The sequence below is a fragment of the Pseudomonas sp. W2Oct36 genome, from assembly GCF_041060465.1.
Taxonomy (GTDB): Bacteria; Pseudomonadota; Gammaproteobacteria; order Pseudomonadales; family Pseudomonadaceae; genus Aquipseudomonas; species Aquipseudomonas graminis_B.
In genome coordinates this window covers 36,089-50,810 of the sequence record NZ_JAUERW010000001.1, presented here as the reverse complement: position 1 = coordinate 50,810, position 14,722 = coordinate 36,089, and the positions used below count along the sequence as shown (strand labels likewise).

Below are 14,722 nucleotides of genomic sequence, written 5' to 3'. Positions count from 1 at the left end.
CGAGCAGGACAGGCCAGCACATGGATCTGAATAACGTTTTTCAGCGCTTGAACACCGGCAGCAAAAAGTGGAGCCAGTACCCCGAGGACGTGCTGCCAATGTGGGTGGCGGACATGGATTTCCCGGTGGCCGCGCCCATTGTGCAGGCGCTGAAGAACCGTCTGGAGCATCCGCTGCTGGGCTATTCCGTGCCCCAGCAGGCGCTGCGTGAAACCCTGGTCAAGCATCTCGCCGAGCGTTACGGCTGGCAGATCGACGCGCAGGACCTAGTGTTTCTGCCCGGGGTCGAGCCCGGCGTGAACATGGCGCTCCACGCACTGGTCTCGCCGTCCAGCGCGGTGCTGGTGCAGACGCCCAACTACTCGCCGCTTCTGCACGCGCCGGCCAACTGGAAGCTGCCGCGCATCGATCTGCCCTTCCATGCCAACGCCCAGGGCGAATACCCCACCGACATTGCGGCGCTGGAACGCGCCCTGCCTGACCATGGCGCACTGCTGCTGAGCAATCCGCACAACCCGCTTGGCAAGGTCTTCGAACGCGACGAACTGCTCGCCATCGGCGAAGCCTGCGTGCGACGGGATGCGCTGATCATTTCCGATGAAATCCACGCCGACCTGCTGTTCGACGGCCGTCAGCACACGCCGATCGCTTCCCTGAGCCCGGAGATCGCGGCGCGCAGCGTGACGCTGATGTCGGCGAGCAAAGCGTGGAACATTGCCGGTCTGAAAACCGCGTTCGCCGTGGTGCAGAACGCCGAACTTCGCCAGCGTTTCAATGCCGGGCGGCTGGGGCTGGTCGACAGCGTGAACGCCCTGGGCCTGGAGGCGACTGAAGTGGCCTATCGCGAGGGCGGCTCGTGGCTGGCACAGGTAGTGGCGTATCTGCAGGACAACCGTGATTACCTCGCCGAGGCGATCAACACCCGTTTTCCGGGGATCACGATGCATTTGCCCCAGAGCACGTATCTGGCGTGGCTGGATTGCTCGGGCCTGGAACTAAAAAACCCACAACAGTTCTTCCTCGAACACGCCAAAGTCGCGCTCAGCGACGGGCTGGAATTCGGCGACGACTGCGGCCAGTTCGTGCGCCTGAACTTCGGCTGCCCGCGAGCGATGCTGAAAGAAGGCCTGGCGCGCATGGAACGCAGCCTGCGCGACGCCTGATGCCTTCCCGGCTAAAGCGGGTCCTACATGGGTTCCACCACCCGTCCCACTGGATGCATACGATGCTTTCAGTAGGACCGGCTTCAGCCGGGAAGAGGCCCGCGCCTGCACCGTAAGTTTTGCAGCGTGACGCCTGAAGCCCTGCGCAGCCCTGAAATGGGCGTGCTCAGAAATACTTCAGCCAGGCGATGTCCCGACGTCGCGCCTTGAGCGCGGCAAACCAGCTCACCGCCGGCAACAGCACAACGGTCAGCACCGCAGCGCAACCCCACAGGCCCAGTACCGAGGTGAAACCGAAGTACTGGCCTTGGGTGGTGCCCCAGATCGCCACCGCGCCGACATACAGCAGCTTGAGCACGTACAAGTGGAGCAGGTAGAAAAACATCGGCGCCGCGCCAAAGGTCACCAGAGGTAGCAGCCATGCCCGCCCCTGTTGACGCTCAAGCCAGGCCAGCACCAGCAAGCCAACCCCCAGGGTCAGACTGATAAACAGCAACGACGGCGGGTACTTGGTGACGTTGAGGACGCTCATCAGCGTCTGCGCCGTGGTGTCACCCTCCACCCACGGCTTCTCGCCATAGCCATTGATGCCGCGCAACGCGAGAAACAGCGTCAACGCGCCAAAACCCCAGGCAATCAGGTTGATCTCGCGCTTTTCTCCATTTGCGCCTCGGCCAAACCACGGCCCGGCGGCGTAACCCACGGCGATCACGCCGATCCACGGCAGCAGCGGGTAGGAGGTGCGCAGGCGCAAACTGTCGCCGACCTCGATCCAGCCGCGGTCATGGAGAATCGCCCACGGGATGTGCAAAGCCGAGCCCGCGGCAAAATGCACGTTGTCCAGCAAGTTGTGCCCGGCGATGATTGCCAGCCCCAGCGCCGCCAATACGCCGCGCGGCAAAACGACCATCGCTGACAGCGCGATCATGCTCAGGCCAATCGCCCAGATGACCTGTAAATAGATCACCGTCGGCGGAAACTGGAACGTCCAGGCGAAATTCACCAGCGTCAGTTCCAGCGCGATCAGCACCAGCCCGCGCTTGAACAGAAAGCCCGCCACCGCGCCTTTGCCCGCATGCCGTTCGCCGTACAGCCAGGCGGAAAGCCCCGTCAGAAACACGAACAGCGGCGCGCAGAAATGCGCGAGGGTGCGGCTGATGAACAGGTCAACGCTGGTGTGAGCGACATCCATCGGATCGCTGACCTGATGGTGCAGAAAGAAGGTCTCGCGCACGTGATCCAGCAGCATGAAGATGATGATCAGCCCACGCAGGGCATCGATCGATTGCAGGCGGCCGGGATGGGCGATGGACGTGGCGGGAGATTGCAGAGGGACAGACAGGGTTTGCATACGCGGTGGACTCTCGAAGCGCGATAACCGACAGGCCCGTGATCGACCTGAAAAACGGGTTATAACATAACACTTCGAAGGGGCCTGTGCGCAACCTGATTCACGCGCAGGGTCTGGCTTGGGAAGCGCTAAACCCTCCCGTCACCGGACAGGAGCACCCTGCCCCGTCCGATGAAGTCAGCTCCTTGGTGACTCAATAGCCCAAGGACAACCCCGTGCTACGACGCGGATCGTTGGCCCCGTAAAACCGGTTATTGCCCACCGGCTTGCCGCCCAGCGAAGGTGCGCCAACGAGGATCGCGGCCAGGTGGTTGGCGTCCTGGGGACCGGCAAACGTGTGACCCCAGCTTTCCAGGATCTTCCGTGTGTCAGGGCTGACGGCGAAGGCTTCCAGGTTGGTGGTTTCCGGCATCCACTGCTGGTGGAAGCGTGGCGCATCGACCGCTTCCTGAATATTCATGCCGTAGTCGATGACGTTGAGCATGGTCAGCAAGGTCGCGGTGATGATTCGGCTACCGCCAGGCGTGCCGACGACCATTAGCGTCTTGCCGTCCTTGGTGACGATGGTCGGACTCATCGATGACAACGGCGACTTGCCCGGTGCGATGGCGTTGGCTTCGCCCTGAATCAGGCCGTACATGTTCGGCACGCCGACCTTGGAGGTGAAGTCGTCCATCTCGTCGTTGAGGATCACGCCGGTGCTGCTCGCCATCACGCCAGCGCCGAACCAGTCGTTGAGGGTGTAGGTGACGGATACGGCGTTGCCCCATTTGTCGACGATGGAATAGTGCGTGGTGTTGTTGCCTTCGTGGGGCGCGACGCCGGGTTTGATATTCTGGGAGATCCCGGCTTTCTGCGGTTCGATGGCGGCGCGCAGCTTGGCCGCGTAGTCGCGGTCGAGCAGATGGCTGATCGGGTTTTTGACGAAATCCGGATCGCCCAGGTAGCTGTTGCGGTCGACGTAGGCGTGACGCATGGCCTCGATCTGGTAATGCAGCCCCTGGGCGGAGTGATAGCCCAGTTCCTGCATCGGGTAGCCTTCGAGGATGTTCATGATCTCGCAAATCACTACCCCGCCGGAGCTCGGCGGCGGCGCCGAGACCACGTGGTAGCCGCGGTAATCACACTCGATCGGCGCCAGTTCCCGGGTCGCGTATTTGTCGAGATCCGCCTGGGTGATGATGCCCTTCCCTGCCTGGCTCGAATCGACGATCGCCTTGGCCACCCAGCCTTTGTAGAAGCCGTCGCGGCCTTTGGCGGAGATTTCCTTGAGGGTTTTGGCCAGGTCTTTCTGCACCAGGGTGTCACCCACTTGCAGCGGCTGGCCCTTGTTCAGAAAGATCGTGCCCAGGTCCTTCGCATCTGCCTTGAACTCGTCGGTGGCGGTGCCGAGCAGGTCGACATCGCCTTGCTCCAGGACGAAACCGCTTTCAGCGAGTTTGATCGCCGGCGCAATGACTTCCGCGCGCTTTTTGGTGCCGTATTTGCTCAGCGCCATTTCCATCCCGGACACGGTGCCGGGCACGCCGACGGCCAGGTGACCCTTGGCACTCAGGTCCGGTACGACATTGCCTTCTTTGTCCAGGTACATGTTGGCGGTGGCCGCCAGGGGCGCTTTTTCGCGGAAGTCGAGGAAGGTCTTCCGCCCGTCTGCCAGCTGGATCGTCATGAAACCACCGCCGCCCAAGTTGCCGGCGGCCGGATAGACCACGGCCAGCGCGTAGCCCACGGCAACGGCCGCATCCACTGCATTGCCACCGGACTTGAGCACGTCGACACCGACATGGGTCGCCAGGTGCTGGGCGGTAACGACCATGCCGTTTTCAGCGGCGGCCGGGGCCACGGAGGCGGCGTGAGCGCAGGACAGACCAAGGATAAGCGCCGTCGCAACGAGCGGCTGGGCAAAGGGTTCGAACTTCATGGGCGGTTTCTCTTTTTCTTGTGAGGGGGGAACAGCGGCGGGCAGAAGGCGCCCCGCACTAAACTAGCGCATGGGGGGAAAGTTGCCAGTGGGGGTCAAAAACCCGGCATGGAGAATGCCGGGCTCGGTCCGTGTTTAGGCGGACGGCAGAACTGGGTTTGCTTCAGAACCAGCGATCGTTGCGCTTGCGGCCCTTGGTCAGGGACGGCAGGATCAGGCCCAGCAGCAAGCCGGCGCCGGCGATGCTGCCGCCGTACACCATGTAGCGCATCAGCACCTGATTGTTCTCGTCACCCAGCTTTGCCTGGGTGGTGCGCAAATCCGACTGGGCGCTGGCCAACTGCGCGTTCAGGTCCTTGGTCCGGGCTTCGAGCTCGTCGACCAGCTTCTTGCGCGATTCCAGGGTTTCCTGCATGCCCTGAACCTTGGTCTTCCAGTCATCGTCGATGGTCTTGAGTTGCGCGCTGAGGTCAGCGGCCTTCTGGGTCAATTGCGGCAAGCGCTCGGCCTGACCCGGCACTTCCTGCAGGTCAGCGGTGGGAATCCACACGTTGTCGCCGGCGCTGCCACGCACTTGGCTGTAATCGCCCTGGGTGTTGATCAGCTCGACCTTCTGGCCGGATTTCAGCGTGCCGACGATGCGGTAGCCATCGGTGGGGCCGCTGCGCACGTAGGTGCTGAGGGTATCGCTGACCCAGCGATCCTTGCTCGTGGTTTCGGCCAGTGCGAAGGGGCTGGCACAGCTCGCGGTTAAGACGGTAGTCAGCAGGCCGGCGTTGAGCAAACGGCGTCGAACGCCCGACACGGGGGTAAAGCGAAGGGAGGCATCGGAGGCAGAAATAGGCATGGATAATCTTCGACAAATTGACAAGAAGGCCGATGGGCGGGCCGCATGCAAGGGAATCACGCCTGATCGGACAGCGACGAACAACGCGCTGCAACGGCTGGAAAAGGCATCTGGCGCGGGCGAAATTCAGCCGCACGCCGAAGGCCATGGCCCGGGCGTACTGCGCGCGCAGTGGTCAACAGACCATTGAAAAGAGGTCAGGTTCACTGGGGAGGGATGACATTCGTCCGGGAAAGGTCCCACAACGCTTGTCGAAGTGACTGATACAACTGTGGGAGCGGGTCCGCTGGCGAATGCTTCATCAGGCGACGATGTCGACTGATGGAAAGCTATTCGCGAGCAAGCTCGCTCCCACAGGTTTTCCGCTGAGAGACTACTCGGCGAGTGCACCGCGGCTACACGCGCACAACGCCAGAGCAGGAGGTGTCAGACCTCGTGGTGCAGCTGCTCCACGGTCGGCTTGAGGATCACCACACCCAACGGCGGCAGGTTCAGGGACAACGAGAACGCCTGGCCGTGACTCTTGATCTCGTCGGTGCGCACGCCCCCGCCGTTGCCGAAGTTCGAACCGGCATAGATCCCCGCGTCGCTGTTGAACAGCTCGGCCCACTTGCCGCTGAACGGAACACCGACGCGATAGGCCTCACGCGGCACAGGCGTCAGGTTGGCGACCACCAGCAACGGCTCGCCCTCCTTGCTCCAGCGCAGGTAGGCATAGACGCTGTTGCCGGCATCGTCACCGATGACCCACTGGAAACCCTGGGGCTGGCAGTCTTGCTCGTACAGTGCCTTTTCGGTCCGATACAAACGGTTGAGGTCGCTGACCAGCGTGTGCACACCCTTGTGCTCGGCGTACTGCAGGAAATGCCAGTCCAGCTCGGTGTCGTGGTTCCACTCGCGCCACTGGCCGAACTCGCAGCCCATGAACAGCAGCTTCTTGCCCGGGTGGGTCCACATGAACGACAGGTACGCGCGCAGGTTGGCGAATTTCTGCCAGCGGTCGCCGGGCATCTTGTCGATCAGCGAATGCTTGCCGTGGACCACTTCGTCGTGGGAAATCGGCAGCACGAAACGCTCGGACCAGGCATACACCAGACCAAAACTGAGGCGATCATGGTGATGCTGGCGATTGATCGGGTCCTGCTCGACGTACTTGAGCGTGTCGTGCATCCAGCCCATGTTCCACTTGTAGGAGAAACCCAGCCCGCCCTGTTGGGTCGGCTGGGAAACGCCAGGCCACGAGGTGGATTCCTCGGCGATGACCAGCGCCCCGGGCGCTTCGATCGCGACCACGTCATTGAGGTGACGCAGGAAGTCGATGGCTTCCAGGTTCTCGCGGCCGCCGTAACGGTTCGGCACCCACTCCCCGGCGTTGCGGGAATAGTCGCGGTACAGCATCGACGCCACCGCATCCACGCGCAACGCATCGACGTGGAAGTTCTTCAGCCAGTGCAGCCCGGACGCGATCATGAAACCGTGGACTTCGGTGCGACCCAGGTTGTAGATCAGCGTGTTCCAGTCCTGATGGAAGCCCTCATGGGGGTTGGCGTATTCGTAGAGCGCAGTACCGTCGAATTGAGCCAGACCGTGTGCGTCGGTCGGGAAGTGGGCAGGCACCCAGTCAAGAATCACGCCGATGTCGTTGCGGTGGCACGCGTCAACGAATGCGGCGAAATCCTCCGGTTTGCCGTAACGCGCACTTGGGGCGAATTGCGACAACACCTGATAACCCCACGACCCGCCGAAGGGGTGTTCCATGATCGGCATCAGTTCGATGTGGGTGAAGCCCGTTTCCTTGATGTAAGGAATCAGATGCTCGGCCAGCTCGCGCCAGTTGTAAGGGCGATCGGGCTCATCATCGCCACCGTGGTGCCACTTCCACGACCCAGCGTGCAGCTCGTAGATCGACAGCGGCTGGTGGATGTCATGCTTCTCGCCCCGCGACTGCATCCAGTCGCTGTCCTGCCATTCGAAGGCAAGCGGCGCAGCGACTTTCGACGCCGTGGCCGGCGGCAGCTGGGTCGCCAGGGCCATCGGGTCGGCTTTCAGCGGCAGAACGCCGTGCTGGCCGAGGATCTCGTACTTGTAGGCCTCGCCCGGGCCGATGCGCGGAATGAAGATTTCCCACACGCCCGTCGGGTGACGCAGGCGCATCGGATGACGACGGCCATCCCAGCTGTTGAAATCACCCACCACCGAGACGCGGCGGGCGTTCGGTGCCCACACCGAGAAACGCACGCCATCGACACCGTCGACGTTCTTCACCTGTGCGCCCAGCGCGCTGCTCAGGTCACGGTGGTTACCCTCGGCGAACAGGTACAAATCCATCTCGCCCAGTTGCTCGCCGAAGCTATACGGGTCTTCGGTGATTTGCTCACCGGTGGCCCAGGAAATTTTCAGCAGATAGGGTTCACGCACCGCGAAGTGCCCGGCAAAGAAGCCCGGCTTGTCGGTCATGCTCAGTTCGCCAAGATCACGTTCGCCATCGCGAGCGAGCACGCGCACCGCCAGTGCATTGGGCAGATAGGCGCGGATTACCTGGCCTTCAGCGCCATCGCTGTGGGGGCCGAGCATCGAGAACGGGTCGCGGTGCTCCGCACGGATCAACGCGTCCATGTCAACGGCGCTTGGCAATGCTGCGTGGTTGCCATTACCGAATTGGTCAGAGGCACTCATTTTCATTCTCCATCAGACAGGTCTAGAAGCCCGCGCAAGCCTTGAAGCGGAACCGACAACCAAGTCGGCCGATTCTCGGCCTCGTAGGCCACTTCATAAGCGGCTTTTTCCAGGGTGAACAGCGCCAGCGCGGCCGCCTCACCTTTGGCATCTTTCCAGTCGTGACCCACCTCGACGGTGGCCTTGCGGTAGCCCTCCAGGAAGGCTTCCCGCGCCTGCAGCAAATACGTCTCGGCCACTTGCTGGCGGGCGGTGTCGGCCTGCACCGAGGTGTCGGCACTCTGCGCGTTGCGCATGGCCATCGCCGCAGCGTAGTCGAACGAACGCAGCACGCCGCTGACATCTTTGAACGGGCTGTACTTGGCCCGACGCTCCTGCAGGGGACGCGCCGGCTCGCCTTCGAAGTCGATCAGGTAAGCATCGCCCTTCACCACCAGCATCTGGCCGAGGTGCAGGTCGCCATGGACGCGCATTCTCAACCCGCCGACCGACTGCTTCGCCAGGGTTTTGACCTGAGCCAGCAGCGCTTTGCGCTTGCCCAGCAGTTCGGTGATGAGCTGCTGATCCTGGGCTTCCAGAGAGTCACGGTGCTGTTCGAGCAGCTGCAAGGCACGCTCGATCTGCGCCGAAACGCTCTTCGCCGAGGCCTCGCTGTCCTTGACGCTGGTCACTTCGGTCTTGAAGTCCGGGTTGTCCGTCGGCGCGCCGAGGATCACGTGCATCTCGCCCAGACGCTGACCCAGGAGGCCGGCAAAGTCTTTCAGTTCGATCAGCGCGTTGGCTTGCTGCTCCAGCGCCGACTGACCATGGGCCATGTGATCACGCACGGCGCGTTCGAGGTTGTTCTGCGTCCATTCCCACGCATCGCCCTGATTGCTCAGGTAACCCTGTGCGATCATCAGCAGGTTCTTCTCGCCCTGCCCGTCGACGCGCACGACTGCGCCCAACAGTGGCGAGATGTGCGGGTAACCCGCTTCGGTGAGGTACGCGCCCATTTCCAGCTCGGGGTGAGTACCGGCCGCGACACGGCGAATCATTTTCAGCACCAGCTTTTTGCCGACCACCACCGAGCTGTTGGACTGCTCGGCCGAGAGGTAGCGCACCTCGGCGTCTTCGTTCAGGCCCAGCGGTGCCAGTTGCGAGGTGCTCTGGAATTGCAGCTCGCCATCCGGCGTCGCCAGCACGGTGTTTTCCTGCATGCCGCGGATGACGCTGCGAATGAACGGCTCAAGGGTGAACGCATCGGTAATCAACCCGACCTGACGGCCGCGACGTACGCGGGACAGGGCCAGCTGTTGCGGCAAGGCGCTGCTGATGTCGTCTTCCGGCAACAGGCCGAATGGCAACTGGTAGCGCACCGTTTCGCCGCCGGAAGTGACTTCGATTTCGCTCAGCAACACCGGACGCACCGTGGTGCCGAAGCGCACGGCGTAGGCGATGTGGATGTTGTCGATGGCCGTACCTTTGCCAGCGAACCAGCGGCGTTTCGGCAGATAGACCGACAGTGACTGCTGCTCCATGGTCTGGCGCAGGGGTTCTTCGAGCAGTTCTTCCAGGCGCTGCTTGAGCACCAGGGTCGGGAAGTCCGGCATGCTCTGGGCCGGTTCAACGTGCCAACTGGGCATTTGATTCTCCGCGGCCAGCAAGAACCAGTAGAAGCCATAGGGCGGCAACGTCAGCAGGTAATTGAGCTGGCCAATAGGTGGGAAGGCGCTGCCGCCAAGCATCTCGACCGGAACGGTCGCGGCGTACGGGGCCAGTTCAAGCTCGGCGGCCTGGGAGGCGGCCGAGACGTTGGCGACACACAGGATGATTTCAGTCTTGCCGTCCGGCCCGGTGTACTCGCGGGTGTAGGCCAGGATGCGGCGGTTGCTCGGCGAAAGCATTTTCAGGGTGCCGCGGCCGAAGGCTTTCTGCTGCCGACGCACGGCAAGCATGCGGCGGGTCCAGTTCAGCAACGAGTGCGGGTCATGGTCCTGCGCCTCGACGTTGACCGACTGATAACCGTACAGCGGGTCCATGATCGGCGGCAGCACCAGGCTCGCCGGGTTGGCGCGGGAAAAGCCGCCGTTGCGGTCGATCGACCACTGCATCGGCGTGCGCACACCGTCGCGGTCGCCGAGGTAAATGTTGTCGCCCATGCCGATTTCGTCGCCGTAATACAGGGTCGGCGTGCCGGGCATGGACAACAGCATGCTGTTGAGCAGTTCAACGCGGCGGCGGTCACGTTCCAGCAAAGGCGCCAGGCGACGACGGATGCCCAGGTTGATCCGCGCGCGACGGTCCGAAGCGTAGTAATTCCACAGGTAATCACGCTCGCGGTCGGTGACCATCTCCAGCGTCAGTTCATCGTGGTTACGCAGGAAGATCGCCCACTGGCAGTTTTCCGGAATTTCAGGGGTCTGGCGCAGGATGTCGGTAATCGGAAAACGGTCTTCCTGGGCCACCGCCATGTACATGCGCGGCATCAGCGGAAAGTGAAACGCCATGTGGCATTCGTCGCCGTCCTTGCCCTTGCGATCACCGAAATACAGCTGGGTGTCTTCGGGCCACTGGTTGGCTTCGGCCAGCAGCATGCGATCGGGGTAATTGGCATCGATTTCAGCGCGAATCTGCTTGAGGACCTGGTGGGTCTCCGGCAGGTTTTCGTTGTTGGTGCCGTCACGCTCGATCAGATACGGAATCGCGTCCAGACGCAGGCCGTCGATGCCCATGTCCAGCCAGTAGCGCATGACCTCGATGACCGCCTTCATCACCTGCGGGTTGTCGAAGTTCAAGTCCGGCTGGTGGGAGTAGAAACGGTGCCAGAAGTACTGCTCGGCGACCGGGTCCCAGGTCCAGTTGGACTTCTCGGTGTCGAGAAAGATAATCCGGGTGCCGTCGTATTTCTGCGGGTCATCGGACCAGACGTAGAAATCCCGCGCCTTGGAGCCTTTTTTGGCATGCCGCGCGCGCTGGAACCACGCGTGCTGGTCCGAGGTGTGGTTGATGACCAGTTCGGTGATCACCCGCAGGCCGCGGTTGTGCGCCTCGGCGATGAATTTCTTGGCATCAGCCATGGTGCCGTAGTCGCTGTGCACACCGCGGTATTCGGAGATGTCATAGCCATCGTCGCGGCGGGGCGACGGGTAGAACGGCAGCAGCCAGATGGTGTTGACGCCCAGCTCGGCAATGTAATCGAGCTTGGCAATCAGCCCCGGGAAGTCACCGATGCCATCGTCGTTGGAATCGAAAAACGACTTAACGTGGACCTGGTAAATCACCGCATCCTTGTACCAGAGCGGGTCTTCGATAAAGGCAGCGTTGCGGGGTTTCTTTGCCATGACCACATCCTTTGAATTATTGGTTTGTGGCTTTGATGCGCCAGATGCCGAACGGCTGGTAAGACGGGTCCAGACGCATGAACTGGGTCTTGCCGTACCAGGTCCAGGAATGCCCGGTCATCAAATCTTCCCCCAACGTCGCGGCGTCATCCGACAGGCCCATTTCCCACAGCGGCAGTTCGAAATGCGCTTCCTGCGCGTTGCGCGGGTCAAGGTTCACGGCCACCAGAATGAAGTTGCTGCCATCCGCCGTGCGCTTGCCGAAGTACAGGATGTTGTCGTTGTACGCGGTGTAGATCTTCAGGCCCAAGTGCGTCTGCAGCGCCGGGTTCTGGCGACGGATGCGGTTGAGCTGGGCGATCTCGGCAATGATGTTGCCAGGCGCGGTGAAGTCCCGGGGACGGATTTCGTACTTCTCGGAATCCAGGTATTCCTCTTTGCCCGGTACCGGCGCCGATTCACACAGTTCGAAGCCCGAGTACATGCCCCACAGGCCCGAACCCATGGTCGCCAGCGCCGCGCGGATCAGGAAGCCGGGGCGCCCTGAATCGTGCAGGAACGGCGGGTTGATGTCCGGCGTGTTGACGAAGAAGTTCGGCCGGTAGCATTCACGCCATGGCGACTCATTGAGCTGGGTGAAATACTCGCTCAGCTCGGCCTTGTTATTGCGCCAGGTGAAATAGGTGTAGCTCTGGGAATAACCGACCTTGCCCAGGCGCGCCATCATCGCCGGTTTGGTGAAGGCTTCGGCGAGGAACATGACTTCCGGGTGCTGGCTGCGCACATCGGCAATCATCCACTGCCAGAACGGCAGCGGTTTGGTGTGCGGGTTGTCGACGCGGAAGATCTTCACGCCCTCTTTCACCCAGCCGAGGATCACGTCACGCAACTCGGTCCACAGGCCTGGAATGGCGTCCGGCGCATAGAAATCGACGTTGACGATGTCCTGGTATTTCTTCGGCGGGTTTTCCGCATAGCGGATGGTGCCGTCCGGACGCCAGGAGAACCAGCCCGGGTGCTCCTTGAGCCACAGGTGGTCCTGAGAGCACTGGATGGCGAAATCGAGGGCGATTTCCAGGCCATGCTCGGCTGCAGCGGCGACCAGCTCGCGGAAGTCTTCACGGGTGCCCAGTTGCGGGTGAATGGCGTCATGCCCGCCTTCAGCGCTGCCGATGGCGTAAGGGCTGCCCACATCATCCGCGCCTGCGGTCAGGGAGTTGTTCGGGCCTTTGCGGTGCGCGCGGCCAATCGGGTGGATCGGCGGGAAGTACAGCACGTCGAAGCCCATGTCGCGGATCATCGGCAGGCGCGTGTGAACGTCCTTGAAGGTGCCGTGGCGCTTTTTGTCATCGGTGATCGAACGCGGAAACAGCTCGTACCAGCTGGCGAACTGGGCCAGCTCACGTTCAACGTCCAGCGGGAATTCCAGGCTGCGGCTGAGGAAGGCGTGGTTGTCCGCCTTGGCCATGACGGCGGCAGTTTCGCTGTTCAGCAGCAGTGCGACCTTGGCCTCGTTTTCGGTGGCCTCGCCCAGGCGCTTGATCAGGCTGTCGAGCTGACCGCGCAATTCCAGGGTGCTGCGCTCGGCGGCGTGCACCAGGTGCAGGCGCCCTTCTTCCAGCTCCAGGTCGATCGTCACGCCCGCGGCGTACTTCTTTTCCAGCTCGTAGCGGTAGCTGCCGAACTGATCGATCCAGGCTTCGAGGCGGTAGATATAGCGGGTGAAGGTCGGCGGGGTGAATTCGCCAATCCAGCTGTCGTTGCCCAACTCGCGCATGGGCACGGACTGCCATTGTTCATCGTCAGCGGCCCGGTAGACGATACGTACGGCCATCTTGTCGTGGCCGTCCGCGTAGATTTTGCTGGTGACCGTGACCGGCTGACCGACAACGGCCTTGGCAGCCAGCTGACCGTTATCGATCACCGGTTGGGTGTCCTCGATCACGATCCGCGGCAGCTGCAAGGCTTGGGTCAGGGGGATAGGGTGGATAGAGTGGAGAACATCGTTGGCCAGGGAATCCGGGCCGTACGGCTGATCAGCAGTATCATTCATCGAGCATCACTCCTCACGCCCAGGGACGCCCGCTGTGGGGCGCCCATTGCTTCAGCGTCTTTGTCCATAACATAAGAGAGAGCCACGGGATCAACGCATCCGGACGTGGCAGCATAGGTTCCGAACGCCAGCCTCGGGCAAAAGTTCAAAGAGCTTGCGTGACGGTTGATCAACTCAGCGCACGGCACGCGGACTGGTTTTGCTCAGCACCGGGAAGGCAGCAGCGCAACGGTTGCAGTGAATCATTGGCAACGGGGAGCGGTCGTAACCTGGGAGTGCTGCGGCGTTGATGAACAGCCGCTCGACACGCTTGCCTCGATAACCTCACGCATGCCTCGATAACCCATGCCTCGATAACCAAAGGAAGGTAACACCATGAGCATTCCCGTTCCCGCAGAAACGCCCGATCCGAACATCGATGACCCCGAGCTGCCGGTGCCCAAGCCGGACGAGCCGCCTTCCCCGCTTATGCCCCCGGTGATCGAACCGCCGGCCGGTGACCCGCCGAGCAGCGAGCCGCCGGCGATTCTGGATGAGAAGTTTCCTGAATGATTGAAGGCCCTCCCCGGGGAAGCCGGTCCCTGCTGACGCAACACGTTTTGTGGGACCGGCTTTAGCCGGGAAGCTTTTAGCGGGCCAGCTGCGATTTCGAGGGTGCGCCGACTGGCCTCTTCCCGGCTGAAGCCGGTCCTACCTGCGCATGTTTTCCGTAGCACCGACTGCGCGTGTTTTCCGTAGGACCGGCTTCAGCCGGGAACGCGTCAGCAGCCCCACTATCGAAGTTGCCAAATGACCCCAGGCTCACGGCTCCTGCGCTTCGCCACCTGTGCTGCGAGCCGGATCCCTGGCGCGATCTTCCGGCGATTCAAAGCGCCTGACAATCCGCGGCATAAGGCTGAAAATCCCCAGCGCCAGCAACGTACTCAGCACCGCCGTCATCTCCCTGCCCATTCCCGCCGCGATACCGATCGCCGCCGTCATCCACAGACCGGCTGCCGTAGTCAGGCCCTTCACTTGCGTCGCGTTGAGCGCATCGCCCTTGAGGATGGTCCCGGCGCCGAGAAAGCCGATCCCCGCCACAATGCCCTGCACCACCCGGCTGAGTGCAGCGTCGTCGGCACCGGCCATACGCGGCACCAGCACAAACAGCGCAGCGCCCATGCACACCAGCATGTGAGTTCGAACCCCGGCCGCCTTGCCTTTGTGTTCCCGCTCGAAGCCCAGAATCCCGCCCAGCAGCGCCGCAATCACCAGGCGTATGGTCACGCGGGTGATCTGCCCGGCATCGGTGATGTCAGAGAACTCGGCCTGCAGTGTTTCCACCACTTCTTCCCACCAGGCATTCATCAGTGCATTCCCCTCATTCAGCGTCAGTGCCGTATGGACCG

At 62.2% G+C, this 14,722-nt stretch carries 9 protein-coding genes and 1 pseudogene; 3 read left to right on the top strand and 7 right to left on the bottom strand.

Translation table 11 applies throughout. The features are described 5' to 3' along the window. Positions 1–20: 20 nt before the first annotated feature. Positions 21–1,163, top strand: a complete 1,143-nt coding sequence (locus QWI18_RS00165) for a MalY/PatB family protein (protein ID WP_296313328.1) — start codon at positions 21–23, stop codon at positions 1,161–1,163. A gap of 166 nt (positions 1,164–1,329) precedes the next feature. On the opposite strand, the gene QWI18_RS00160 is transcribed toward QWI18_RS00165, so the two are convergent. The 3 genes and pseudogenes from QWI18_RS00160 to QWI18_RS00150 form a co-directional block, all read right to left on the bottom strand. Then, positions 1,330–2,514, bottom strand: a complete 1,185-nt coding sequence (locus QWI18_RS00160) for a DUF1624 domain-containing protein (RefSeq protein ID WP_369317855.1) — start codon at positions 2,512–2,514, stop codon at positions 1,330–1,332. A 193-nt stretch (positions 2,515–2,707) separates the two neighbouring features. Further along, on the bottom strand, positions 2,708–4,435 hold the full coding sequence (gene ggt, locus QWI18_RS00155) for a gamma-glutamyltransferase (RefSeq protein WP_369317854.1): 1,728 nt from the start codon (positions 4,433–4,435) through the stop codon (positions 2,708–2,710). A gap of 163 nt (positions 4,436–4,598) precedes the next feature. After that, positions 4,599–5,138, bottom strand: a pseudogene (locus QWI18_RS00150) (TIGR04211 family SH3 domain-containing protein); the annotation flags it as partial. Positions 5,139–5,280: 142 nt separating this feature from the next. On the opposite strand from QWI18_RS00150, the gene QWI18_RS00145 reads away from it, so the two are divergent. Further along, positions 5,281–5,472 (top strand): hypothetical protein, encoded by a 192-nt coding sequence (locus QWI18_RS00145; RefSeq protein ID WP_369317853.1) that lies wholly within the window; start codon positions 5,281–5,283, stop codon positions 5,470–5,472. 236 nt (positions 5,473–5,708) lie between these two features. Here the strand turns inward: QWI18_RS00145 and glgB are convergent, their stop codons facing one another. The 3 genes from glgB to QWI18_RS00130 are packed head-to-tail and all read right to left on the bottom strand — an operon-like array spanning position 5,709 to position 13,334. Continuing rightward, entirely contained in the window at positions 5,709–7,958 is a 2,250-nt protein-coding gene (glgB, locus tag QWI18_RS00140) for a 1,4-alpha-glucan branching protein GlgB (protein ID WP_192131743.1), read from the bottom strand. A 2-nt stretch (positions 7,959–7,960) separates the two neighbouring features. Continuing rightward, positions 7,961–11,281 carry a maltose alpha-D-glucosyltransferase gene (gene treS / locus QWI18_RS00135; protein ID WP_369317852.1) on the bottom strand — a complete coding sequence of 1,107 codons (3,321 nt, stop codon included), beginning with the start codon at positions 11,279–11,281 and terminating at the stop codon, positions 7,961–7,963. Positions 11,282–11,297: 16 nt separating this feature from the next. Further along, positions 11,298–13,334: an alpha-1,4-glucan--maltose-1-phosphate maltosyltransferase gene (locus QWI18_RS00130; protein ID WP_369317851.1), complete on the bottom strand. Its 2,037-nt coding sequence runs from the start codon at positions 13,332–13,334 to the stop codon at positions 11,298–11,300. 375 nt (positions 13,335–13,709) lie between these two features. Here QWI18_RS00130 and QWI18_RS00125 point away from each other — a divergent pair, with 375 nt between their 5' ends. Then, a complete protein-coding gene (locus QWI18_RS00125; protein ID WP_369317850.1) occupies positions 13,710–13,886 on the top strand; it encodes a hypothetical protein in 177 nt (58 codons plus the stop codon). A 249-nt stretch (positions 13,887–14,135) separates the two neighbouring features. Here the strand turns inward: QWI18_RS00125 and QWI18_RS00120 are convergent, their stop codons facing one another. After that, positions 14,136–14,681, bottom strand: a complete 546-nt coding sequence (locus tag QWI18_RS00120; protein ID WP_369317849.1) for an MgtC/SapB family protein — start codon at positions 14,679–14,681, stop codon at positions 14,136–14,138. Between the last annotated feature and the right edge of the window lie 41 nt (positions 14,682–14,722).